We start from the raw sequence: 24,077 nt of genomic DNA on the forward strand, positions 1-24,077 counted from the left end.
GTATCAAGTTCAGTGTCTCGAAGAAGTCCAATCCCCAACCGCCGTCTGCCGACCGTGCAACGCGAGTGGCGGGTACGCCTGCGCGTTTTTCGCCGGCGATGGCGGCCTGTGTGAAGCGAAATCCGACCCAACACAAGGACCGAGATGAAACCAGACAGAAGCAGTACCGGCAGCAGGCGCGAACGTCGCGTCCGGCTGGCCGGGCTAGGCGCAGTGACGGCCGTGACGCTCGTGCTCGCGGGCTGCGGCGGCGACGATTCGTCGTCGGTGGGCGCGTCGAGCCTCGCGCAGGCAACCGCGAGCCAGCAGGCCAGCGCGCAAGCGGCGGCCGGCAACCAGTCGCCGACGGCGAATCAGCCTTACGTCGACCCGGTCGCCTATTCGATGAACGCGACCGACGGCCTCGCGCCCGGCCAGGTCTCGGAGAAGGCGGCAGTGATGCATTACCAGTGGAAATCCGGCGGCACGACGGTCAACTACACGACGACCACCGGCCACCTGACCGCGCAGGACGCGAGCGGCAATGCGGAAGCATCGATGTCGTACGTCGCGTACACGGCACCGAGCACGAACGGCAAGCCGCGCCCCGTCACGTTCGTGTACAACGGTGGCCCAGGCTCGTCGTCGATCTGGCTGCGCCTCGGCTCGTTCGCACCGACGCGCGTCGCCACGCCCGATCCGCTGTTCGGCAACAACTGGCCGAACTATCCGCTCGTCGACAACGCGGAAAGCCTGATCGACACGACCGATCTCGTGTTCATCGACCCGCCCGGAACCGGGCTGTCGGAAGCCGTGTTGCCGAACACCAACCAGAAGTACTGGGGCTCGGACGCGGACGTCAACATCATGCGCGACTTCATCCAGCGCTACCTGAACGTCAACGGCCGCGGCACGTCGCCGATCTATCTGTACGGCGAATCGTACGGCACGCCGCGTACCGACATGCTCGCGCTGGCGCTCGAATCGGCCGGCGTGCATTTGACCGGGATCGTGCTGCAGTCGGCGATCCTGAACTACTTCGCCGATGCGATGGAGGCAGTGGCGATCACGCAGTCGACCGAAGGGCTGCTGCTCGACACCGATACCGTGGCCGGCTACCTGCCCGGCTATGCGGCGGTCGCGGCGTACTTCAACCAGGTGTCGCCGGCGCCGGTCAATCCGTATCTGTATGCACTGCAGACGGAATTGTTCACGACGCTGATCTACAACCAGCTGCAGCAGTACTCGCAATCGTGGGTGCTGAGCCAGCTCGGCATTCCGGATGCGCTCGGCACGCCGGTGTTCCCGAGCGACGCGACGCTGAAGCTGTGGTCGCTGCCGTCGAGCCTCACGCAGCAGGCGCTGCGCGGCTACTTCAACGCGAATCCGTTCGGCACGAGCCTGCTGCCGGGCACGACGATCGGCCGCTATGACGGGCGCGTATCGCTGCCGAACTCGGATCCGCGGCTGCAAACGGACGGCGATCCGTCGGACATCCTGATCTCGCAGCCGTTCACGAACGCGCTCGCGACGCAGATGCCCGATTACCTCGGCTACACCGCGCCGAACGCGACCTATCTGCCGTTGAACGACAACATCATCCAGGTGTGGGACTTCTCGCATGCCGGCCAGCCGATGCCCGACACGATCCCCGATCTGCTCGGCGCGCTGCAGCTCAATCCGAAGCTCCAGGTGCTCGCGGAGAACGGCCTTCACGATCTGGCGACGCCGTTCTTCAACACCGAGAAGCAACTCGCGCGACTCCAGACGGTGAAGGGCCTGAATCCGAAGCTGCAGGTGAACTTCTTCCAGGGCGGGCATATGACGTATCTGGACGACGTCGCACGTCCGCAGATGAAGCGCGATCTGAAGCTCTTCTATCAGGGCAGGCGGATTCCGACCGCGCTGACGCTGCGCACGCTGCCGCCGCCGTGGCCGGACGAGAACCCGGCCGGCACGCCCACCGGCAGCGTGCCGGGCGCGACGGCCGCGACGACGCTGGCGGCGGCGCCATAAGCGACGGACTCCTTGCTAAGGAACCCTCTATTCATCCATTGAATGCGAGTGATCATGTCCCTAATCAATTTGATGCGGCGTATGTCTCCGTTGATCGTCCTCGGTGCCGTGATGAGCAGCGCCCATGCACTGCCGCCGCAGGCGGTGGCACCGGTGAAGCTGCCGCGCGGCGGGCACGGCGTCGACGGTCCGTTCTTTCCTTCGACCCGCGCGGCGCCGGTGCTGCCGTCGACCGGCGCCACGCTTCAGCAGCAGGCGCAGACCCGCGTCGATGCCCGGCTCGGCGGCAACACGGTGCTGAGCAACGGCGCGGCGGTGACGAAGGCGCAGGCGCAGAGCAGCGGGCTCGGGTTCGTCGCGAAGCACTTCGACGAGATCGATGCGAAACACACCGGTCGCGTGACGATGAGCGATGTGCGGCAGTTCATCCAGCAGCGGCAGGTGCAGGCGGAGCAGGAACAGCAGGAGTGACGGTGTAGCGAGGTCGCGCGCAGGGTGATGGCCGATGCCGGCCGTCTCCTTGCGCCGGCGTCTGCTATCAACACGCCGCGGTGCACGTTCGGCCGCGGCTTTCTTCATCGAGGCCCGATTATTGCGCCGGCAACGCGACGCGCGCGTCACGCATCGCGTGATCGAGATTCGGCTTCCCGGTGCGCGTAACGCCGCGCCGTCGCCGACGGCAACTCGCCGAACATCGCGCGGTAGTCCTGCGCGAAGCTGCTCAGGTGCCAGAAGCCCCACTTCGTCGCGGCCGACGTCACGGATGCACCGAGCCGCAGCTCGCGACGAACGTGATTCAGCCGGACGGCGCGCAGGTACGCGATCGGATTCAGGTTGAGCGTGTCGTTGAACGCGTATTGCGCGGTACGTCGGCTGATGCCGAGCTGCACGCACAGTTCGGCGATCGACAGCGGACACGTCGACGCATCCTGCAGCCGCGCCTGCACCGCGTTCACGAGCGACCAGTACTTCGTCGGTCGCGCCGGGGCGCTGTCCGCGTCCGGCGCGGGCACCGTCATCGCCTCGGAAATCGCATACAGCACGGTTCGCTCGAGCAGTTCGATCCGCTGCTGCGTCGTCACGTCGTCGATCGGCGTCGTTTTCGCGGCCGCCGCCATCGTATGGCGCAGCAGGTCGCGCAAGCGGTCCGCGACCTCGGGCGTCATCGGAATCAGCGGCGCGAAGGTGCGCGCACGCAGCGACGCGGCAAGTGCGCGCATGGCTGTCGTGGACAGCTTGTCGGGCTCTATCTCGACGTTCACCAGCACGTGCCGGTCGGGCGAATAGAACTCGAACACGGGCTGGCTCGAGAACACGTGCAGGCTGTCGCGCCCGCTCTTCTCGCCGCACATGCGCGCATGGCCTTCGAGCTCGAGCGGCACGGCCACCGCGATGCGGTCCGGCGGCACCGCGCCCTGCTGCAGGATCACCTTGTCGAGATCCTCGACCAGCAGCCGGATGCCGCCGAGCGACACGATGGACGACGAGCCATGAAAGCGGCCACCCGAGATCTGCGTGTAGTTGAGCTCCCAACCGTCGAAGATCCGTGCCTGTTCCTCCACGTCGGTGAACGCGCAGAACGCCACCGTTCGCGCAAACGGCGGGGCACCGGATAAATCGCTCGGAGCGGCGGACGGTGTCATCGGAGTCGGTAAGGGCGGGCCGGATCGATGCATTGTAGCCGCTGCAAGAGGCGGTCAAAAACCCTGGCGGCCCGATTCTCCGAGCAAACCCTCGCTTGCCGAAATCCGATAGTGAAAAGCCGGCTGACGCAATACCTTTGGCACGAACGGACACGACGCATCGCATCGCGCTGCGTTGCCCGACGAACCGAACGACTGCCGGCAACGCCGGCGGCACACTTCTGGAGAGACGTCGATGGAGCTTCCTCGTGGCGGGTTCTGGCGGAACTGGGTAGGCAATCAATCGTGCGTCGCCGCTCACATGGCGTCGCCGACCAGCGAGGCCGAGATCGCCGAGCTGGTGCATGCCGCGACGAGCCAGGGCAAGAACGTCCGGTGCTCGGGGTCGGGGCATTCGTTTACGCCGATCGTCGCGACGAGCGGCCTGCTGCTGTCGCTGAAGGACTACCAGGGCATCGTCGCGGTCGACGCGCAGCGCAAGCGCGTCACGGTGAAGGCCGGCACGCGGATCAACGCGGTGACGCGTCATCTGAAGGAGATCGGCTTCTCGCTCGTCAACCAGGGCGACATCGATTCGCAGGCCATTGCCGGCGCGCTCGCAACCGGCACGCACGGCACGGGGACGACGCTGAGCAATCTGTCGTCGCAGGTGGTCGGGATGCGGATCGTTCGCCCCGACGGCTCGATCATGGAAGTCAGCGACAGGCAGGACCTCGACCTGCTGCATGCGACGCAGGTGAACCTCGGCCTGTTCGGCGTGGTGTCGGAGCTGACGCTTCAGGTGACCGATGCGTTCTGGCTGCACGACCGCGTGTGGCGGGAGGACTTCGACGCGTTGATGGAAAAGTACGACGACCTCGCGGCCACGCACCGGCATTTCGGCTTCTTCTGGTGCCCGACGTCGGAGAGCCGTCACCTGTACTGCCTGCCCGACACCGCGAAGGTGTCGAACTCGAGGAAGGATTACGACGTATGCGAAATCAAGGTGATGGACGTCACCGACGAACGCACGTTCTTCGAAGGCGAGCACGAGAAGATCGCGTACAGCGCCGAGGTCTATGCGATCCACTACGTCGCGAACTTCCACGAACTCGAATACGCAGTGCCCGCCGAACACGGCAAGGAAGCGCTGCGCCGTGTGCGCGACCTGATCCTCACGAAGCATCGGGACTGCATTTTTCCGGTCGAATACCGCTTCACGAAGGGCGATCCGGCGTGGATCAGCCCGTTCAACAATCAGGACAGCGTGACGATTTCGTGCTCGGGCGGTCCGAACGGCGTCGACTACTGGCCGTTCCTGAAGGACGTCGACGACATCCTGCGCGATTACGGGTCGCGTCCTCACTGGGGCAAGCTGCATTTCACGAACCGCGACGACGTCGATCGCTGGTTCCCGAAGGCCGAAGCGTTCCGCGAACTGCGCCGCAGCGTCGACCCCGAAGGCCGTTTCCTCAACGATCATCTTCGGACGCTGTTCAGCTGAGCGGCCGGAACCAACCAGACTGGAGAACGACGCATGAATGCGAAGATTGACGGACGCCTGGCCGGCAAGGTCGCCATCGTGAGCGGCGGCGCGGGCGGATGCGGCGGCGCCGCGTCCGAACTGTTCGCCGCGCAGGGCGCGAAAGTGGCGATCATCGACCGCGACGGCGACGCCGCCGAAACGCTCGCATCGCGCCTGCGCGATGCCGGCTTGCAGGCGATCGGCCTCGGCGCGGACGTGTCGAAGCAGTCGGACGTGCGGAGCGCGGTCGATGCCGCCCGCGAGCAGTTCGGCAATGCGGACATCCTGTTCAATCATGCGGGCACGCTGATCGTCAAACCGTTTCTCGACATCGACGAGTCGGAATGGGACTGGCTGATGGGCGTGAACGTGAAGAGCATGTTCCTGATGACGAAGGCGGTTTTGCCGCAGATGCTGGAAAAGGGGCGCGGCAGCATCGTCTGCACGTCGTCGATCTCCGCCGTCTGCGCGACGCCCGGCGAGGTGCTGTACGACGCGACCAAGGGCGCGTGCCACATGTTCGCGCGGGCGATCGCCGTCGAATACCGCGATCGGGGCATCCGCTGCAACGCGCTGGCGCCCGGGTTCATCCGCACGCCGCACGGGATGCGCGAGCTGAAGGATCTGCAGGCGATGGGCGTCGACGCGACCGAGGCGGCCATCGCGGTGCAGCAGGGGCGACTGTGCGAGCCGGCGGAGGTGGCCGCGGCCGCGCTGTTCCTTGCGTCCGACGAATCGAGCTTCGTCAACGGCACGCATCTGTTCGTCGACAACTGTTTCTCCGCGGTCTAGGCCCGGTTATTCGAGGAAGCCAACGGGCAGGCGCGATTCCTCCAGGAACGGCAGGTTCGGTCGAAGGTCCCGCAGCGATGCGGGCCTTCGATTTTTTTTTTGCCGGTGCGACGCGCGATGCGTCCTAGCGGATTGTCGGAATCCTTCTATCTGAACGAATTTGCGTCTGCTGGAATGGCAATGTCGAATCACCGTTCAGCCGGCATCGCGGGGCGGCAGGGTCGATGACGTCATCGCGCGCCGGTCCGGCGCTCGACTGTCGCACGGCCGTGCAAGTCCGGCATACCGCGGTCAATCCATCACTTTCTTTCGATCAATCATCATGTTCAATCGCACTACCAGCACCGTCGCCAACGTCGATCCGGAACTCTGGAGCGCCATTCAGGACGAGAACCGCCGCCAGGAAGAGCACATCGAGCTGATCGCGTCGGAAAACTACACGAGCCCGGCCGTGATGGCCGCACAGGGCTCGCAGCTCACGAACAAGTACGCGGAAGGGTATCCGGGCAAGCGTTACTACGGCGGCTGCGAGTACGTCGACGTGGTGGAGCAACTGGCGATCGACCGCGTGAAGCAGCTGTTCGGCGCGGAAGCCGCGAACGTGCAGCCGAACTCGGGTTCGCAGGCGAACCAGGGCGTGTTCTTCGCGATGCTCAAGCCGGGCGACACGATCATGGGCATGAGCCTCGCGCACGGCGGGCACCTGACGCACGGCTCGCCGGTGAACATGTCGGGCAAGTGGTTCAACGTCGTGAGCTACGGCCTGAACGAAAACGAAGACATCGACTACGACGCGGCCGAGAAACTGGCGAACGAACACAAGCCGAAGCTGATCGTGGCGGGCGCGTCGGCATTCGCGCTGAAGATCGACTTCGAGCGTCTGGCGAAGATCGCGAAGTCGGTCGGTGCGTACCTGATGGTCGACATGGCGCACTACGCGGGCCTGATCGCGGCGGGTGTGTATCCGAACCCGGTGCCGCACGCGGACTTCGTGACGACGACGACGCACAAGAGCCTGCGCGGGCCGCGCGGCGGCGTGATCCTGATGAAGGCGGAGTACGAGAAGCAGATCAACTCGGCGATCTTCCCGGGCATCCAGGGCGGGCCGCTGATGCACGTGATCGCGGCGAAGGCGGTGGCGTTCAAGGAAGCGCTGTCGCCGGAATTCAAGGCTTACCAGGCAAAGGTGGTCGAGAACGCGCGGGTGCTGGCCGAGACGCTGGTCAAGCGCGGGCTGCGGATCGTGTCGGGGCGTACGGAAAGCCACGTGATGCTGGTGGACCTGCGCGCGAAGCACATCACGGGCAAGGCAGCGGAAGCGGCGCTGGGCGCGGCACACATCACGGTGAACAAGAACGCGATCCCGAACGATCCGGAAAAGCCGTTCGTGACGAGCGGGATCCGCCTGGGCTCGCCGGCGATGACGACGCGCGGCTTCGGCCCGGCGGAAGCGGAGACGGTCGGCAACCTGATCGCCGACGTGCTGGAAGCGCCGGAAGATGCGGCGACGATCGAGCGCGTGCGTGGTCGGGTCGCGGAGCTGACCAAGCGTTTCCCGGTCTACGGCTGACACGCGGCAGCCGGGTTCGACCGCCAACGAGGTTGAACCTCGTCGGTTCCGAAGCGACGTAAAAAAACCGGCTCGCGCAACCGCGAGCCGGTTTTTTGCGCTGTGTGCGAATCGATGCCGCGTCACACGGTCGGATCGACGTTCGCCTCGAGCTCGCGAATGCGCTCGTCATTGCGCGCGTCCTTGAGCATCGGCGGCCCGGCGAAGGTCTTTCGCACACCGAAGCCGTACCAGATCACCATCAGTACCGCCACGAACGCGACGAGCACGTAGAGCACCTTCTCGTTCGGCGGCTGGATGCCGACATAGGCGAGCACGCAGGCGCCCACCAGCGCGAGGAGCGCGCACGGCTTCGACCAGATGCCCAGCTGGAACGGGCCCTTTTCGGTCCAGGTTCGCCCTTCGGCGAGCATCCCCGAGCCGATCGGCATCGCATACGAGATGAACAGGAACACGGCGCTGCCCGCGCTCAACACCGAGAACGCGTCGCCATACAGCGTGACGACGATCGCGAGCACCGCGCACGTCCAGATCGCGGGCCCGGGCGTCCGATGGTTGTGATTCACGCTGCGCAGCAGCTTCGATGCCGGCAGCCCGCCGTCGCGCGCGAACGCGTACATCATGCGCGAGGTCGACATGATCGCGGCGAGACCGCACACGTAGTTGATGAAGAACATCGCGAGCTCGAGGCACACGCGCAACGTCTTCGGGATCGGCGCGAGGATGGCCTCGAAGAAGCCGGTGCCCTGTTTCATCGCGGCGGTCATGTCCGGCATGACCAGCACGAACGCGCACACCATCACGTAGCCGAACGCCGCGGACCAGAACACCGAGCCGATGATGCCGCGCGGCACGTTCTTCGCCGCGTCGTGCGTTTCTTCAGACGTGTGCGCGGATGCGTCGAAGCCCGTGATCGTATAGGTCACCAGCAGCAGGCCGGACAGGAACGCGAGCGGCGTGGTCTGCTTTGGCCATGCGCCGCCGTCGACGCCCGTGTAATTGGTGAAGGTGACGAGCCGATGCAGGTCGAACGCGACCGGCGAGTAGACCAGCAGCGACACGACCAGCGCGATCGTCACGACGAAGATCAGATAGCCGGACAGGTCGGTGATCTTGCTCGCGATCCTGATGCCGCGTGCGTTCAGGATTGCCTGCGAAAGGGTGATGATCGCGATGAACGCGGTCTGGTGCCACCAGGTCAGGCTGTCCGGACTGACGCCGAACATCGGTGCGATCAGCGTCTTGAAGAACGGATCGTAGGTGCCGAAGTTGATCGCCGCGATCACGAAGACCAGGCCGATCAGGTTGAGCCAAGCGGTCAGCCATCCCCATTTCTTCCCGCCGAGGATCGCGCCCCAGTGATAGAGGCCGCCGGCGGTGGGAAACGCGGACGCGATCTGCGACATCGACACCGCGACGATCAGCGCGAACAGCGAGCCGAGCGGCCAGCCCAGGCCGATCGATGCGCCGCCGGCGGCGGAAAACGCCATCTGAAACGCGGTGATGCCGCCCGACAGGATGCAGATCACCGAAAACGACACGGCGAAGTTCGAGAAGCCGTTCATGCGTCTCGACAGCTCCTGCGCGTATCCCATCTTGTGGAGAAGGCTTACGTCACTGTCGGTGCCTGTATCAGGCTGGATTTTCGCGTCCATGTTCGCTCCGTCACGAATGTCCTGCGATGCAGGACCGTCATCGCTGCCCGGGCCCGGCACGGCGGCCCGCTCCTGGAATTCGTCGGCGGCACGCGACGCGATGCGTCGATGGCGGTCGCATGCCGAGCCGATACGGCAACGGTATGAAGCCAAATCTCGCGGCGATATCGGATTTCGGCAATGCGGCGAAACTCACGATGCATGCACCGTTCAGGGGCATCGAAAGGAGGTCGAAATTTTGTAAGAAATCCGTACGGATTGCAGCCGATCCGTCCTTGTCGAACATCGATACAGGGGAAAGGTGCCGCCCGGAGTGGCATCAACCCGCGTGGCGAAGCGGGCTGACGCAACGGGCGACTTCAGGAGACGGAGAGATGGACCGGGAACGATGCGGTATCGCATTCATTCCGGTCACCTGACGGAGCGGGTCGCCCCGCGCGGTCGCCCACCGTACGGCAGGCTTCGTGCGCAAACGCGGGGGGCTTCGTTACATGCAGGCTGCGTTCAGACCGTTGCCGTGCGTCGCGCGGTCAGCTGTTGCCACAGCATGCCGGCGCGGCTTCCGCTGCGGCAATACGCGAGCACCGGCTTCGGCAGCGCATCGACCAGCGCACCGAATGCGTCGACTTCCGCGTCGCCGATCCGGCCGGGTTCGACCGGCAGATAGCGCGCGTCGAGGCCGAGTTCGCGCGCGGCGGCGGCGATTTCGTCGAAGGCCGGCTGATCGGCGCTTTCGCCGTCCGGCCGGTTGCAGATCACCGCGCGAAAGCCTGCGTTACGAATTGCCTTCAGGTCCGCCGGCGCGATTTGTCGCGATGCGGTGAACCCGGTCGCGGCCGCGGCCCGGCATTGTTCGAGCGCGCGCGCGAAACACGCGATCGCGAAGTCGACGTCCTGCTCGGTCGTGAAACGGCCGAAGCTGATGCGCACCGTGCGGCCCGCGGCCTGCGCATCGAGGCCGAGCGCGGTCAGCACGTGCGACGGTGCGCCGCTCGTCGAGTTGCACGCGGAGGTCGACGACACGGCGAGCGCGTCGCCGAGCATGAACGGGAAGAAGCCGGGTGCGTTGACCGTGAGGCTCAGCGTGTGCGGAATGCGGCGTGCCGCCGCCGCATTGTGCGTGATGTCGCCGAGCGCGAGCAGCGCGTCCTTCAGGCGTGCGCTGAGCGCCGCGATTCGCGCGGATTCGCGCTCGAGCTTTTCGGCGGCCAGCGCGCACGCGGTGCCCATTCCGACGATCTGGTGCGTCGCCAGCGTGCCCGAGCGCAGGCCGCGCTCGTGGCCGCCGCCGTGAATCTGCGGCGCGATGCGCTCGGCGATGTCGCGGCGCACGAACAGCGCGCCGATGCCCTTCGGGCCATACACCTTGTGCGCGGACATCGACAGCAGGTCGATGCCGAGCGCGCGCACGTCGATCGGCGTCTTGCCGAGTGCTTGCGCCGCGTCGACGTGCAGCAGCGCGCCGGCCGCGTGCACGACGCGCGAGATCGCGCCAATGTCGGTCAGCGTGCCGAGCTCGTTGTTCACGAGCATCAGCGACACGAGGCCCGTGTCGGGGCCGATCGCGGCGGCCACGGCATCGACGGTGATTTCGCCGTCGGCCGTGGGCGACAGGTAGGTCGCGGTCATGCCGCGCTTCGACAGGTTGGCCATCGTGTCGAGGATGGCCTTGTGCTCGAGGCGGCTCGTGATCAGGTGGCGCCTGTCGGTCGCGGTCTCCGCATAGCCTTTGAGCGCGAGGTTGTTCGATTCGGTGGCGCCCGAGGTCCAGACGATCTCGTCCGCATCCGCGCCGATCAGCGCGGCGACCTGCGCGCGCGCATGCTCCACTTTTTCCCTGGCCAGCCGGCCGGCGGCGTGCGAGCTCGACGCGGGATTGCCGAAGATGCCGTCGGCACCGAGGCAGGCCGTCATCGCTTCGATCACGCGGGGATCCGCGGGGGTGGTGGCCGCATAGTCGAGGTAGTGCAGCGCAGTGGTATCGCTCATGTCCTTCTCTGGCTCTTTCTTTTCGTGAGGGAGAAATGATACGAGGAGGAGCGGGGAAAAAGGATCCAAAATGAGTCGGCTATTAGAAGATATGTGGAAAAACATTCCACGGAAGGCGATTTGAAGAGAATCGAATCCTGAGATCGTGCGTGCCGCCCGGCAACGCTCCGCCGATGTCCATGAGGGATTCCCCCCGGTGATGCGCGCATGCGCGCCATTCGGCGCGTGGCGCCGCGCGTTGCGCGCTGCCCGCTGACGCTTCCCGCACCGATCGGCCGATTATTTGCGTTTCGCGAATGGCGCGTTCGCCGGTTGTTCCATACCCGATCCGCGTGCGCGCGCCTATCGTTCGGGCGTCGGCTGATTGAATTCGACGCCTGCAACGGCAAAGGCGGCCGCCACTTCCTCGCGACACACGTCGCATCGCACATACAAGACAACGGACCGACTCATGCACGAACGCCTGCGGCGCGTGCAGGCGGACCGGTCCACGGAGACGGACATGAAAGCAAACGAGTGGGATACCTCCTATGAGTGGAAGGCGGTGACGCTGCTAGCGCTCGGTTTCGGGCTGGTCGGCCTCGACCGCTGGCTCATCGCGCCGCTGTTCCCTTCGATCATGAAGGACCTGCACCTGAGCGCGCAGGATGTCGGCAACTGCATCGGCGTGCTCGGCCTGTCGTGGGGCATCTTCGCGGCGCTGATGGGCGGCATTTCCGACAAGGTCGGGCGCCGCAAGGTCCTGATCCCGGCGATCATCGCGTTCTCGCTGCTGTCGGGCTTCTCGGGGCTCGCGGGCGGGCTGCTCGGCCTGATCGCGATTCGCGGGCTGATGGGCGTCGCCGAAGGCTCGTTCTGCCCGACCAGCTTCGCGGCCACCGCCGACGCGTCGCATCCGCGGCGGCGCGGCCTGAACCTCGGGCTGCAGCAAAGCGGCTTCGCGCTGTTCGGGCTCGCGCTGTCGCCGATCATCGCGACGCAACTGCTCAGCGTCGTGTCGTGGCGCTGGGTGTTCGCGCTCGTCGCGATTCCCGGGCTGATCCTCGGCGCGATCATGTTCTTCGTGATCCGCGAACCGAAGCGCGCGAAGGAGGTCGTGTCGGAACATGCACCGGCGTCGCTCGGCCATGTGCTGAAGAGCCGCAACATCCTCGTCGCGATGGCCGCGCTGTGCTGCGCGATGACCGGCGTGTTCGTGCTGGGCGCGCTGCTGCCGCTGTACCTGACGGATTACCTCGCGCTCGGCACGCAGAAGATGGGCCTGGTGGTGTCGGCGATCGGCTTCGGCGGCTTTCTCGGGCAGTTCGGGCTGCCGGGCCTGTCCGACCTGGTGGGCCGCCGCCTCGCGAGCATCGTCGGCTTTGCCGGCACGGCGGTGATGCTGTACGTTTTCCGAGGCCTGGGGCCGCAGCCGCTCGCTCTGTTCGCGGTGCTGTTCGTCGCGTCGTTCTTCACGCTCGGGCTGGTGTCGCTGCTGTCGGGCCCGGTGGCGACCGAAGCGGCGCCCGTCGGCCTCGTGTCGACGTCGATCGGCGTGGTGGTCGGTTGTGGCGAGATCTTCGGCGGCGGCATCGCGCCGGCGATGGGCGGCTACGTTGCCGCACACTTCGGGATCCAGAACATTCTGTGGTTGCCGATGGGCGCGGTGCTGCTCGGCATCGTGGTCAGCTTGCTGCTGCGGGAAACCGCGCCGGCCGTGCTGCAGCGTCGGATGAGCCTGCAGCCCGAGCTGTCGGCAGGCAAGCAGCCGTAACGTCTCGCGAGGTCACGCTCGCACGGACGCCCGGCGGGATTGACACCCGTCGGGTGACAGTGTGACGCGTTCGGCGTGACCCAACCGGCAGGCAGGTGCGGTTAGACTGCCGATTTGGGTTTCGGGAAGGGTGCGGCATGGACCGGTTTCTGAGCATCGAGGCATTCGTCAGGGTCGCGGAGGCGAGCAGTTTCGCGGAAGCGGCGCGGCAGCTTGGCGTCACCAGCTCGGTCGTGACGAACCGCATCCAGCAACTGGAGAAGTTCGTCAACGCGCCGCTGTTCCATCGCAGCACGCGCCACGTGCGCCTGTCCGAAGTGGGCGAGACCTTCTACCGCGAATGTGCCGAGGTCGTCGGGCGCGTCAACGAGCTGACCGACCAGATGCGCGAACTGCGCGCGACGCCCACCGGGCGGCTGCGTATCCAGATGCTGCCCGGTTTCGCGCTCGATCACTTCGGCGTGCCGCTCGCCGAATTCAATCGCCGCTATCCGGGCATTCAGCTCGACATCATCGTCAACGACCGCGTCGTGGACCCGGTCGAAGAAGGGTTCGACATCGCGTTCCAGATCTTTCCGCCGATCTCCGAATCGCTGATCGAGCGGCGCCTGTTCGTGGTGCGACGCCTGTTCTGCGCGTCGCCGGCCTACCTCGAAGCACATGGTGCGCCACAACATCCGCGCGAATTGCTGCAGCACACCACGGCACTGTATTCCGGCTATCCGTCGCGCAACCGCTGGACCCTGACACGCGGCGACGAGGTCGTCGAAATGGAATTGCCCGGCATGATCCGCTCGAACTCCGTGCACCTGCTGCGCGAGTACGCGCTGACGGGCGGCGGGGTCGTGTGCCTGCCCACGCTGGTCGCGAGCGACGCGCTCGTCGCGGGCCGGCTGGTGCCGATTCTCACCGATTACCAGATCGCGCCGTTGAGCTTCGCCGCCGTCTATCCCGCAACGCAGCGACAGGCGCTGAAGGTGAAGGCGCTGGTCGAATTCCTCGCGGAATACATCGGCGACGAATCACCGTGGGACCGCCCACTGCTCGAGCGCGGCTGGGTTCGCTGAACGAAGCGATTATTCGCGAATCGCAAATGCCGTAGTCGCGGTCCGTTGCCTTGTTGACGGGCGCCCTTGCCCCTAGAGTTGAATCCAACAAGCAGTTCAACTCAGGAGACAGCAATGACCGACACGGCGTTCCACACCGTCTTTGGCTCGCTCGACAACCATGCGAGGGGCGAGATCGAAATCACCAGCGGCAGCGCAAAACATTACGCGTTCTCGAACGTCTTCGAGATCGCATCGAAGTCGGCTCCCTACGAAAAGGTCGTCGCCGGCAAGAACCTCGAATACGTGATCGAAGTGCTGCGCACGGATGGCCAGTCGCCGTGGTTCGCCTGCGCGCACGACGAATTCGTGATCCAGATGGACGGCGAAGTTCGCATCGATTTCATCAAGCTCGACAAACCGCCGACCACCGGCCGCGGCACCGTCAGCGCCGGCTCGCAGCCGGCGGGCCGCGAGATGGGCTACGTCGTCTTGCGCAAAGGGCATCAGGCATTGCTGCCGGCCGGCTGCGCGTATCGCTTCGCCGCCGGCAAGCCGGGCGTCGCGCTCGTGCAGACCGTGCTCGGCGAGCTGTCCGTCGAGAAGTGGGCCGACATCTGCCTGCACTGATCCATCCGAGCGCCCCGTTCAACGATTCCAGGAGACACGTTATGGCCACCCTCGAGACCCTCGAGCCTTCCGCGGGCTTTGCCGCCGATCTGGTGCAGGCGACGCAAGCCGATGCCGTCACCGGTTACCGCCGCTTCCGGCTTGGCGAGTTCGCGTTCCAGCGCGACGAATACTTCGTGAAGATCAGCTGGCCGGCGAAAGGCCAGACCCGCACGCACGCGATGCCCGCGGACGCATTCCTGCGCGCGATGATGCGCGACGTCGCGTGGGGCTTCTTCTACGGCTGGGTGAATTTCGATCATGTGTTCGGCACGCGCAATCACTACGGCAAGGTCGACGTCTACGCGGGCACGTTCAACGGCATCCTGAAGGAAGCGGGCGTCGACTACACCGAGACGTTCGAAACGCCGACGATCATGGCGACCTTCAAGGCGATGCTGCACGACTGGACCAACGAAGGTTTCGATCCGTTCGCGGCACCCGAGGAAACCGGCACGGCATTCGGGCGCAAGCACGGCGAGAACGGCGCGGCGATCGAACGCACGCGGATTGCCACTCGCCGCATGCCGGGCCTCGACGGCGACTCGCCGCTGCGCGACGCGCTGCCCGTCAATCGCGCGTTCCTCGACGTCGCGCAGGACGAGCCGGAAGTGCACGTGAAGCCCGGTTTCGAAGGTGAACTGCACGCGTTCAACCTCTTCAAGTACCTGTCGCGTTCGGACGTGACGTGGAATCCGTCGGTCACGTCCGTGTGCGGGCGCAGCCTGTTCTGTCCGACCACCGAGGAATTCATCCTGCCGGTGTTCCACGGCAACGACCGCGTCGAATGGTTCCTGCAGCTGTCCGACGAAATCGTGTGGGACATCGGCGACAAGAATACCGGCGCGCCGCGCGCGCGCATCACGATGCGGGCCGGCGACATCTGCGCGATGCCCGCCGACATCCGGCACCAGGGCTATTCGACGAAGCGCTCGATGCTGCTCGTCTGGGAAAACGCGACGCCGGACCTGCCGCAGCGATACGAGAGCGGTGAGCTGGCGCCGTATCCGATCGAGTTCTGAGCAGCACGCACTTCAGCAATACATCGAGGACGATTCATGCAAACCCAACTTTTCATCGACGGGCGCTTCGTCGACGCCGTCGACGGCGGCACGATCGACGTGCTGAATCCGCACGACGGCTCGCTGATCGCGAAGATCGCGGCCGCCACCGCGGCCGACGTGGATCTGGCGGTCGAAGCCGCGACCCGCGCGTTCCCGCAGTGGTCGGCGATGCCGGCGGCCGAACGCGGCCGGCTGCTGTTGCGCCTCGCCGACGCGATCGAAGCCAACGCCGAGGAACTCGCGCAGCTCGAATCGCTGGACACCGGCCACCCGATCCGCGATTCGCGCGCGCTCGACGTGCCGCGCACGGCCGCATGCTTCCGCTACTTCGGCGGCATGGCCGACAAGCTGCAGGGCTCGGTGATTCCGGTCGAAACCGGCTTTCTGAATTATGTGCAGCGCGCGCCGATCGGCGTCGTCGGCCAGATCGTGCCGTGGAATTTTCCGCTGATGTTCACGAGCTGGAAGATGGGTCCGGCGCTGGCGGCCGGCAACACGGTCGTGCTCAAGCCGTCGGAGATCACGCCGTTGTCGACGCTGCGCATCGTCGAGCTGATGGCCGAGGTCGGCTTTCCGGCGGGCGTCGTCAATATCGTCCCCGGCTACGGTCATACGGCCGGCCAGCGTCTTGCCGAACACCCCGGTATTGGGAAGATCGCGTTCACGGGTTCGACGGCGACCGGCCGCCGGATCGTGGACGCATCGCAGGGCAACCTGAAGCGCGTGCAGCTCGAACTGGGCGGCAAGGGCGCGAACATCGTGTTCGACGATGCAAACCTCGACGCCGCCATCAATGGCGCCGCGTGGGCGATCTTCCACAACCAGGGGCAGGCTTGCATCGCGGGCTCGCGGCTGGTGTTGCACGAACGTATCGCCGACGCATTTCTCGAGCGCTTCGTGTCGCTAGCGTCGTCGATCCGCGTCGGCAACCCGCTTGATCCGGACACCGAAATGGGTCCGCTGACGTCGAAGCAGCATCTCGACCGCGTGCTGTCGTTCGTCGACGTCGCGCGCGAGCAGGGCGGCCGCGTGCTCGCGGGCGGCAGTGCGCCGCAGGATGCCGCGCTCGCCAACGGCTACTACGTGCGCCCGACGGTCATCGAAGCGAAGAGCGCCGCCGATCGCATCGCGCAGGAGGAAGTGTTCGGTCCGTTCGTGACCGTGCTGCGCTTCGGCAGCGACGAGGAAGCGCTGTCGATTGCCAACGCGACCGAATACGGGCTCGGCAGCGGCCTGTGGACCAACGATCTTTCCCGCGCCCACAAGATGGCGGCGCGAATCGATGCGGGCATGTGCTGGATCAACTGCTACAAGCGCGTCAATCCGGGCAGCCCGTTCGGCGGCATCGGCAAGTCGGGCTACGGCCGCGAGATGGGCTTCGAGGCGATGCACGACTACACGGAAGCGCGCTCGGTGTGGGTCAACGTCGACGGCAACGTGCCGCCGCACTTCAAGCGTTGAGGTCGCGATGGAGCGCTTCGTCTATCAGGGAACGCCGTCGCGCGTCGTGTTCGAGTGGGGCGCGCTCGAACGGCTGCCGGACGAGTTGTCCGCGCTTGGCGCGCAGCGGGCGCTGATTTTGTCGACGCCGGAACAGCAGCCGCTCGCCGAACGGGTCAGGAGCGTGCTCGGCGAGCGCGCGGCCGGCGTATGCGCGCAAGCCGTGATGCACGTGCCGGTCGAGGTCGCGAGGGCCGCGCGCGAGATGGCCGTCGAACTGGGCGCGGATTGTTGCGTCGCGATCGGCGGCGGCTCGACGATCGGGCTCGGCAAGGCGATCGCGCTTGAGTCGTCGCTGCCGATCCTCGCCGTGCCGACCACTTACGCGGGCTCGGAGATGACGCCGATCTTCGGGCTCACGGAAGGCCGCCTCAAGCGCACCGGGCGCGATGCGCGCGTGCTGCCGCGCACGGTGCTCTACGATCCGTCGCTGACGCTCTCGCTGCCGCCGGGGATTTCTGCGGCGTCGGGCGTCAATGCGATGGCGCACGCGGTCGAGGCGCTCTACGCGGAAGATGCGAACCCGGTGATCAGCCTGATGGCGGAGGAATCGATCCGTGCGCTCGGCGAGGCGCTGCCCGCGATCGTTCGTGATCCGGACGATGGTGAGATGCGTAGCCGCGCGTTGTATGGCGCATGGCTCGCCGGCACGTGTCTCGGCTCGGTCGGCATGGCGTTGCATCACAAGCTGTGTCATACGCTCGGCGGCACCTTCAACCTGCCGCATGCACAGACGCACGCTGCGATGTTGCCGCATACCGCGCACTACAACCATGCCGCGGCGCCCGACGCGCTGCGCCGTGTCGCGCGGGCGCTGGGCGGCACCGACGCGGCCGACGCCGGCCCGCTGTTGTTTCGCTTGAACCGGCAACTGGGCCTGTCGCCGGCGCTTGCCGACGTCGGGATGCCGGAAGCGGGCCTCGACGAAGCCGCCGACCTCGCTTGCCGCAATCCCTATGCGAATCCGCGGCCGATCGAACGCGCGCCGATTCGCGAATTGCTTCAGCATGCGTGGGAAGGGCGCGAGCCGCATTGAGCGGCCGGCTGCATGACAGGAGACGAACGTGACGAATGAGCTTCATGACGACGGCGATACGCGGCTGACCGAGCAGGTCGTCGCCAGCTTCGACGGTACGCCGAACCCGCGCCTGCGCGCGCTGATGCAGAGCCTCGTGCGGCATCTGCATGCGTTCGTTCGCGAGACGGAGTTGACCGAGGCCGAATGGATGGCCGCGATTCGCTTCCTGACCGAAACCGGGCAGATGTGCGACGACGTCGTGCGCCAGGAATTCATCCTGCTGTCCGACACGCTGGGCGTGTCGATGCTGGTCGATGCGATCAACCATCGCTTCGCCACCGGCGCGACGGAAACGACCGTATTCGGCCCGTTCTACATCGAAGGCATGCCCGAGCGCGCGTATGGCGAGAACATGGCGTTGACGCCCGGCACACCCGTCGTCGTGCATGGCCGCGTGCTCGACACCGGCGGCGCGCCGGTGCGCGATGCCGTGCTCGACGTGTGGCAGACGGCGGAAAACGGCATGTATTCCGGGCAGGACACCGCGCAGCCTCACGGCAACCTGCGCGGCCGCTATCGCACCGACGCCGAAGGCCGTTATGCGATCACGACCATTTTGCCGGTCAGCTACCCGATTCCGACCGACGGCCCGGTCGGGAAGATGCTCGATGCCACCGGCCGTCATCCGTGGCGGCCCGCGCATCTGCACTTCATGATCGACGCGCCGGGCTACCGCAAGCTCGTCACGCACCTGTTCGACGAGGAGGACGTGTATCTGAAGTCGGATGCCGTCTTCGGCGTGAAGCCGTCGCTGATGGTGGCCTATCGTCCGCGCGCGGCGGACGATGAACTCGCGCGTCGGTTCGGGTTGAGCGGTGCGTACCGCGAAGCGACGTACGACTTCGTGCTCGACCGGAGCTGACCGACATGGCGCGATTCTTTGCAGTGTTTGCGACCGACCAGCCCGGCATGCGCGAAGTGCGCGACCGCGTGCGGTCCACGCATCGGACCTACCTGCGCGCCGCCGCGCAGCACGGCGTCTATGTGCGGCTCGGCGGCCCGACGCTCAATCCGCAGGGCGATGCGATGAACGGCACGTTGCTCGTCGTCGAAGCCGACGACATCGATGCGGTGATGCAGTTCGTCGGCAACGATCCGTACGTGAAGGAGGGGTTGTTCTCGCGCGTGGAGGTACGACCGTGGGACTGGAGCCTCGGCAATCCCGAACGGAGAGCGTGAATCATGGGTGCCGCTCGACTCTGCCGCTTCTCCGACGTGCCGGACGGCGGGGCACACGTCGTCGACGAAGCGCGCATCGGGCGCCCTGTCGTCGTCGTGCGGCGCGGGGAGCAGGTGTGGGCTTACGTGAATCGATGCCCGCATTTCTCGGTTCCGCTCGATTTCGTGCCGGGCAACGTTTCCTGCTATCGGTCCCAGGTGCTGATGTGCGCGCATCACAGCGCGTTGTTCCGGTTCGACGATGGCGTATGCATCGACGGGCCGTGTTCGGGTGCCGGGCTGGAAGCCGTGGCCGTCGAGGTGGATTCGGCGGCGTGGGTGATTTGTCGCAGCGCTTGATTCTGAAGGCGGGATTGCGCGACTGGAATCGGGCCACGCTGTAATCGAATCACGCGGGATGAAATCGGCAATAAGCTGGATTTCATCCGCTCCATTCAATCAGTAAAGCTAATCAAGTAACCATTTTCACGACCCGGAGGAATTCGAATCCGGGCCGGGGAAGTCGTTGTTTCACGAAGAATCGGGCGAGTGCCCGATTCCCATCGACAAAAAAGACGGAGACACAATGAAACTCAGGTTTGGAGTAATCGCGATGCTTGCCATCGCGCCGGTTGCGCACGCGCAGAGCAGCGTGACCATGTTCGGCTTGATCGACAGCGGCATTTCGTATGTCAGCAACGAGGGCGGTGGAAAGAACGCCAAGTTCGACGACGGCATCTTCACGCCGAACCTGTTCGGCTTGCGCGGCACGGAAGATCTCGGCGGTGGATATCACGCGACGTTCGCGCTCGTGAACCAGTTCTCGATGGCGAACGGCAGCATCGTCGGCACCGGCATCTTCGGGCGCAACGCATACGTGGGCATCGAGAGCGACCGGTTCGGCAGCGTCAGGCTGGGGAACCAATACGACTTCATGGTCGATTCCCTGTTTGCGAGGGGCAACGCGATCTCGATGGATCTGACGGGGCTGTACGGGTTCAGGAACGGCCCGTTCCAGCGTCTCGCGCTGCCGGGCAATCCGACCGGCGCATTCGACTGGGACCGCACCGCAGGCAGCAAACCGGTTGCGAATTCCGTCAAATACAGTTCGCCGACGATTGCCGGGTTTTCCGGGGGCGTGATGTATGCGTTCGGCGGCGTGGCGGGTTCCGTCGGTGCCGACAATACCGTGAGCGCCGGGCTGAACTACGAAGTCGGGGCGCTGGGTATCGGCGCGGCCTATACGAACGAGAAGTATGGTCCGGCGCCCGGCACGCCATCGACCAGTGTGCGCAACTGGGGCATTGGAATGCACTACGACTTCGGCGCGGTGACCGCGAAGGCGTTGCTGACCACCGTGCACAATTCGTTCAACGACGCGGGCGTGTGGATGGCCGAAGCCGGTGGCGTATGGCGCGTCAGGCCGGACTTCTTTCTCGGCGCGAAATACATGTACATGAAGGGCAACGAAGCCGTGAACGACAACCATGCGCATCAGGTCAGCGTCGCGCTTCAGTACTTGTTGTCGAAGCGGACGATGGTTTACGTGTCGGCGGATTATCAGCGCGCGAACAGCGGTGCCAACGCGCAGATCAACGGCGTGCTCGATCCGAACGGGGCATCGAGTTCGGCGACTCAGGCCGTGGCGCGCGTCGGCCTGCATACGATGTTTTGACGGCGTGCCGGGCGGGCCGTGCGTCAAGGTCCGCCCGGCACTTGGCTACCTTGCAGCGGACGCTGCCGCTTTGGCCTTGTCCTGCTCGGCCGCGAGTGCAGCGTCTGCCGCCTGCGCGCGCTGGATGGCCGGGCGGGCAAGAACGCGATCGACATAGGCGCGAATGTTCGGCGTCTCGGGCACCAGCTTGAACATCGTGGTCCAGTGCAGCGCGGAGCCCCACAGCACGTCGGCGGCCGTGAAGCGCTCGCCCAGCAGCCACGGCCCCTTTGCCAGCTGTGCATCGATCGCGTTGATGACGGCGTCGAAGTCGCCGTAGGGCGACGTCGAGTACGCCGCGGGCGGACGATTCATCGAGCGGTCGACGACGGCCGGTTCGAGGCACGAGCCGTAGAACGTCATCCAGCGCAGATACGGGCCGCGCAGTAAATCGCCGGGCGCCGGCGACAGGCCGGCTTCCGAATACAGTTCCGCCGCGTACATGTAGACGGCGGCCTGCTCGGTCACGATCACCTCGCCGTGACGCAGCGCCGGCACCTTGCCCATCGGATTGATGCCGAGGTATTCGGCGTCGTGATGCTTGCCGGCGGAGAGGTCGAACGCGTGCAGTTCGTAGTCGGCGCTCAGTTCCTCGAGCAGCATCCGCGCGCCGGCCGATCGGCTGCGCGGGGAGTGGTACAGGGTCAGGTGACGGTCTTGCGGCATCGCGGGCTCCGTTGTGCGTTCGGGACGAGTGTTCCAATGTAGGACGGCCGCGCGGCTTCGTCTTGGAAAAATCCGCTGTGGCGGTGCATCATCACGCAATCATCCCGATGGCTCGTCACCATGGCCGACTTGCGTAACGTGACCGAGACGCCCAAGGGCGTCGTTGGCCCGAAAGCCTTCAATCAGCGCTTCCGCCTGAATCGCTATTACCCGTGTGCCGAACTGGCCCGGGTGCTGGATCACCACTGGATCGTCGAATGGGATCTGCGCGACCAGCCGCCGTATGTGCAGCGCACGCTGCCGTATCCGTGCGTGAATCTGGTGTTCGACCGGCGGCGGACGGGCATCTTCGGGGTCGTGTCGGGCGCGTTCGAGACGACGCTGGCCGGGGCCGGGACGGTGATCGGCTTGCGGTTTCGGCCGGGGGCATTCCGGGCGTTCTTCGGCAAGCCGGTGCATTTGGCGACCGACAAGATTCTCCCGGTGTCGACGCTGCTCGATTGTGACGATGCGCAAGCCGAAGACGCCGTGCTCGGAGCCGAGGACGATGCCGGGATGGTGGCCGCCGCCGAGGCGTTGTTGTTGCGGGTGCTGCCGCCGCCCGATCCGCAGGTCGAGCGCATTCATGCGATCTTGCAGATGCTGCAGCAGGACCTCGGGCTCACGCAGGTGCGCGACCTGGCCGAGCGCGCTGGCATGAGCGAGCGCACGCTGCAACAGCTCTTTTCCAATTACGTGGGTGTGACGCCGAAGTGGGTGATCTGTCGTTATCGCCTGCACGAGGCTGCGGACAAGCTCGCCGGCGGCGAGCCGGTCGATCTCGCGGAACTGGCTCAGTCGTTGGGCTATTTCGACCAGGCGCATTTCACGCGCGATTTTCGGAAGCTGGTGGGGAAGGCGCCGGCGGAGTATCGGCGGGAGGATGGGCAGCAATGAGCATGCCGATTTCCTGATCGGCGAGCGCGTCATGAGTCGTTGCAAACTGGGTGCGTCGCGCGTGATTCCGCCCTATAGTGCTCGTCGTTGACCGATCCGAAAGAGAATCAGGAGTTCGTCGTGCTTCACAGGAAATCCAAGTTGCGTCGTTCGAGCATCGCGTGGGGCGTCGCCCTGGCGACGATGCTGACGCCAGTGGCGGCATACGCAGACACGCAGGCTATCGACGGCACGGCGGGTGTCGCGTCCGCTGTCGATCACGACACCTCCTCCGGACGACCGATCGTCGGAGACGATCCGGTTGCAATCCGGGATGCGCTGAAGAAGCAGCACTTCAGCGCTGCCGCACCTTCTTTGAGTACACGCGTTCGCGGCCTCGTCTCCAGCGCCACCGATCGGCATGCCCCGAATCCCGACCTGGCGGCAGTCGGCCTCGATCGCGACGTGACGTTCGTCGTGCCCGTACGGTACGGGCTGAGGTACCGATCACCGCGACACCTGTTGACGCTGGACGTCGACCTGTTCGATGCGGAGCGCGACGACCGCACGAGCATCCTGCTCAGAAAGGTCACGACGGGGCCGCGAGGACGAGGGCTCGTGATTGCACCCGAAGCGAAGGCGAAAGGGTACGTCCAGCAGGTCGACATTATCGAGCTGGATGCCGGCCAAGGGAAAAAGACTTCGATTCGCACTCGCATGCGGCTTTCGCCCGCCGTGTACGCCCAGGCGCACGGCGACTTCGCGCTCGTGTTTTCCGGGCGGCTGGTTCGACCTTATCTGAGCGAACAAACCGAGCATGCGGATCCGAGCATCGACGAGCCGACGGATATCACGACCCGGATCTCGAGGTTGCACATGGATCTCCAATCGATCCGGCTGGTGAGTCCGTCGAGCGGGGTCGTGCTGTCGAAGAAGCTGAGTTTGTCGAAGTAGTGATTGCGTGCGACCGAACGGTTGATGAATTATCAGGATTTACGTATTGTTATCGAAATACAGGAGAATTAACGAATGGCTGAAACCTACAAGAAGCTGAAGGCACAACTTGACGCGCTCCAGAAGCGCACCGAAGCCGCTCGCATCGCGGAGCTCGAAGCCGTGATTGCGCAGATTCGCGAGCTCGTTGACGAGTACGGCATCACTGAAGAACAGATTTTTGGTCGTAAGCGCGCGAAGACGGCCGCGAAACCGGCAGGAACGGCCGAGCCGAAATATCAAAACCCGAAGACCGGCGAGACGTGGTCGGGCCGCGGTCGCGCCCCGCTGTGGATTCGCGACGCGAAGAACCGCGACCGCTTTCTTATTGCGAAGTAAGGCGGCTGGCAGGGCGCTCGTCGCGCCCCTTTGA

22 protein-coding genes are annotated in these 24,077 nt (G+C 65.4%); 18 read left to right on the top strand and 4 right to left on the bottom strand.

Translation table 11 applies throughout. From position 1 onward, the window contains the following. The first annotated feature begins 144 nt into the window (after window positions 1-144). Together WS51_RS01090 and WS51_RS01095 are read left to right on the top strand one after the other, a co-directional pair. A complete protein-coding gene (locus WS51_RS01090; protein WP_059508129.1) occupies window positions 145-1,995 on the top strand; it encodes a S10 family serine carboxypeptidase-like protein in 1,851 nt (616 codons plus the stop codon). 42 nt (window positions 1,996-2,037) lie between these two features. Continuing rightward, window positions 2,038-2,466, top strand: coding sequence for a hypothetical protein (locus WS51_RS01095; protein WP_059447624.1), 429 nt, complete (start codon window positions 2,038-2,040; stop codon window positions 2,464-2,466). 146 nt (window positions 2,467-2,612) lie between these two features. Here WS51_RS01095 and WS51_RS01100 read toward each other — a convergent pair whose 3' ends face one another. After that, on the bottom strand, window positions 2,613-3,581 hold the full coding sequence (locus tag WS51_RS01100) for a helix-turn-helix domain-containing protein (RefSeq protein ID WP_236872360.1): 969 nt from the start codon (window positions 3,579-3,581) through the stop codon (window positions 2,613-2,615). A 292-nt stretch (window positions 3,582-3,873) separates the two neighbouring features. On the opposite strand from WS51_RS01100, the gene WS51_RS01105 reads away from it, so the two are divergent. From WS51_RS01105 to glyA, 3 genes are all read left to right on the top strand, one after another. Continuing rightward, a complete protein-coding gene (locus tag WS51_RS01105) occupies window positions 3,874-5,121 on the top strand; it encodes a D-arabinono-1,4-lactone oxidase (protein ID WP_059508131.1) in 1,248 nt (415 codons plus the stop codon). 33 nt (window positions 5,122-5,154) lie between these two features. Next, window positions 5,155-5,934: an SDR family NAD(P)-dependent oxidoreductase gene (locus tag WS51_RS01110; protein WP_059447627.1), complete on the top strand. Its 780-nt coding sequence runs from the start codon at window positions 5,155-5,157 to the stop codon at window positions 5,932-5,934. A 322-nt stretch (window positions 5,935-6,256) separates the two neighbouring features. Next, window positions 6,257-7,504, top strand: a complete 1,248-nt coding sequence (gene glyA, locus WS51_RS01115) for a serine hydroxymethyltransferase (RefSeq protein WP_069228452.1) — start codon at window positions 6,257-6,259, stop codon at window positions 7,502-7,504. A gap of 122 nt (window positions 7,505-7,626) precedes the next feature. Here glyA and WS51_RS01120 read toward each other — a convergent pair whose 3' ends face one another. Both WS51_RS01120 and WS51_RS01125 read right to left on the bottom strand, forming a co-directional pair. Further along, the gene (locus tag WS51_RS01120; protein ID WP_059543038.1) at window positions 7,627-9,159 is read right to left on the bottom strand and encodes an amino acid permease; all 1,533 of its coding nucleotides are present in this window, start codon (window positions 9,157-9,159) and stop codon (window positions 7,627-7,629) included. A 504-nt stretch (window positions 9,160-9,663) separates the two neighbouring features. After that, window positions 9,664-11,148, bottom strand: coding sequence for an aminotransferase class V-fold PLP-dependent enzyme (locus WS51_RS01125; RefSeq protein WP_069228453.1), 1,485 nt, complete (start codon window positions 11,146-11,148; stop codon window positions 9,664-9,666). 502 nt (window positions 11,149-11,650) lie between these two features. On the opposite strand from WS51_RS01125, the gene WS51_RS01130 reads away from it, so the two are divergent. The 10 genes from WS51_RS01130 (at window position 11,651) to WS51_RS01175 (ending at window position 21,091) form a co-directional block, all read left to right on the top strand. Then, on the top strand, window positions 11,651-12,901 hold the full coding sequence (locus WS51_RS01130; RefSeq protein WP_059504078.1) for an MFS transporter: 1,251 nt from the start codon (window positions 11,651-11,653) through the stop codon (window positions 12,899-12,901). Between the two features lie 137 nt (window positions 12,902-13,038). After that, on the top strand, window positions 13,039-13,968 hold the full coding sequence (locus WS51_RS01135) for a LysR family transcriptional regulator (protein ID WP_038740855.1): 930 nt from the start codon (window positions 13,039-13,041) through the stop codon (window positions 13,966-13,968). Between the two features lie 114 nt (window positions 13,969-14,082). Then, window positions 14,083-14,577 carry a cupin domain-containing protein gene (locus WS51_RS01140; protein ID WP_069228454.1) on the top strand — a complete coding sequence of 165 codons (495 nt, stop codon included), beginning with the start codon at window positions 14,083-14,085 and terminating at the stop codon, window positions 14,575-14,577. Window positions 14,578-14,618: 41 nt separating this feature from the next. Then, window positions 14,619-15,638: a hydroxyquinol 1,2-dioxygenase gene (locus tag WS51_RS01145; RefSeq protein ID WP_069228455.1), complete on the top strand. Its 1,020-nt coding sequence runs from the start codon at window positions 14,619-14,621 to the stop codon at window positions 15,636-15,638. A 36-nt stretch (window positions 15,639-15,674) separates the two neighbouring features. Continuing rightward, window positions 15,675-17,141, top strand: coding sequence for an aldehyde dehydrogenase family protein (locus WS51_RS01150; RefSeq protein WP_060128168.1), 1,467 nt, complete (start codon window positions 15,675-15,677; stop codon window positions 17,139-17,141). A 7-nt stretch (window positions 17,142-17,148) separates the two neighbouring features. Next, window positions 17,149-18,216, top strand: coding sequence for a maleylacetate reductase (locus tag WS51_RS01155; RefSeq protein ID WP_069228456.1), 1,068 nt, complete (start codon window positions 17,149-17,151; stop codon window positions 18,214-18,216). A gap of 28 nt (window positions 18,217-18,244) precedes the next feature. Continuing rightward, window positions 18,245-19,120, top strand: a complete 876-nt coding sequence (locus WS51_RS01160) for an intradiol ring-cleavage dioxygenase (protein ID WP_059799901.1) — start codon at window positions 18,245-18,247, stop codon at window positions 19,118-19,120. Window positions 19,121-19,125: 5 nt separating this feature from the next. Then, entirely contained in the window at window positions 19,126-19,437 is a 312-nt protein-coding gene (locus WS51_RS01165; protein WP_060273664.1) for a YciI family protein, read from the top strand. Between the two features lie 3 nt (window positions 19,438-19,440). Next, window positions 19,441-19,776, top strand: coding sequence for a Rieske (2Fe-2S) protein (locus WS51_RS01170; RefSeq protein ID WP_059448053.1), 336 nt, complete (start codon window positions 19,441-19,443; stop codon window positions 19,774-19,776). A 226-nt stretch (window positions 19,777-20,002) separates the two neighbouring features. Beyond that, a complete protein-coding gene (locus WS51_RS01175; RefSeq protein ID WP_069228457.1) occupies window positions 20,003-21,091 on the top strand; it encodes a porin in 1,089 nt (362 codons plus the stop codon). A 45-nt stretch (window positions 21,092-21,136) separates the two neighbouring features. Here WS51_RS01175 and WS51_RS01180 read toward each other — a convergent pair whose 3' ends face one another. Further along, window positions 21,137-21,796, bottom strand: coding sequence for a glutathione S-transferase family protein (locus WS51_RS01180; protein WP_060120356.1), 660 nt, complete (start codon window positions 21,794-21,796; stop codon window positions 21,137-21,139). A 120-nt stretch (window positions 21,797-21,916) separates the two neighbouring features. Here WS51_RS01180 and WS51_RS01185 point away from each other — a divergent pair, with 120 nt between their 5' ends. The 3 genes from WS51_RS01185 (at window position 21,917) to WS51_RS01195 (ending at window position 24,043) form a co-directional block, all read left to right on the top strand. Continuing rightward, window positions 21,917-22,732 carry a helix-turn-helix domain-containing protein gene (locus tag WS51_RS01185; protein WP_069228458.1) on the top strand — a complete coding sequence of 272 codons (816 nt, stop codon included), beginning with the start codon at window positions 21,917-21,919 and terminating at the stop codon, window positions 22,730-22,732. 87 nt (window positions 22,733-22,819) lie between these two features. Then, the gene (locus WS51_RS01190) at window positions 22,820-23,665 is read left to right on the top strand and encodes a hypothetical protein (protein ID WP_418219685.1); all 846 of its coding nucleotides are present in this window, start codon (window positions 22,820-22,822) and stop codon (window positions 23,663-23,665) included. A 75-nt stretch (window positions 23,666-23,740) separates the two neighbouring features. Beyond that, window positions 23,741-24,043, top strand: a complete 303-nt coding sequence (locus WS51_RS01195) for an H-NS histone family protein (RefSeq protein WP_069228459.1) — start codon at window positions 23,741-23,743, stop codon at window positions 24,041-24,043. Window positions 24,044-24,077 lie beyond the last annotated feature (34 nt).

This window comes from Burkholderia territorii, from assembly GCF_001718335.1.
Lineage (GTDB): Bacteria > Pseudomonadota > Gammaproteobacteria > Burkholderiales > Burkholderiaceae > Burkholderia > Burkholderia territorii.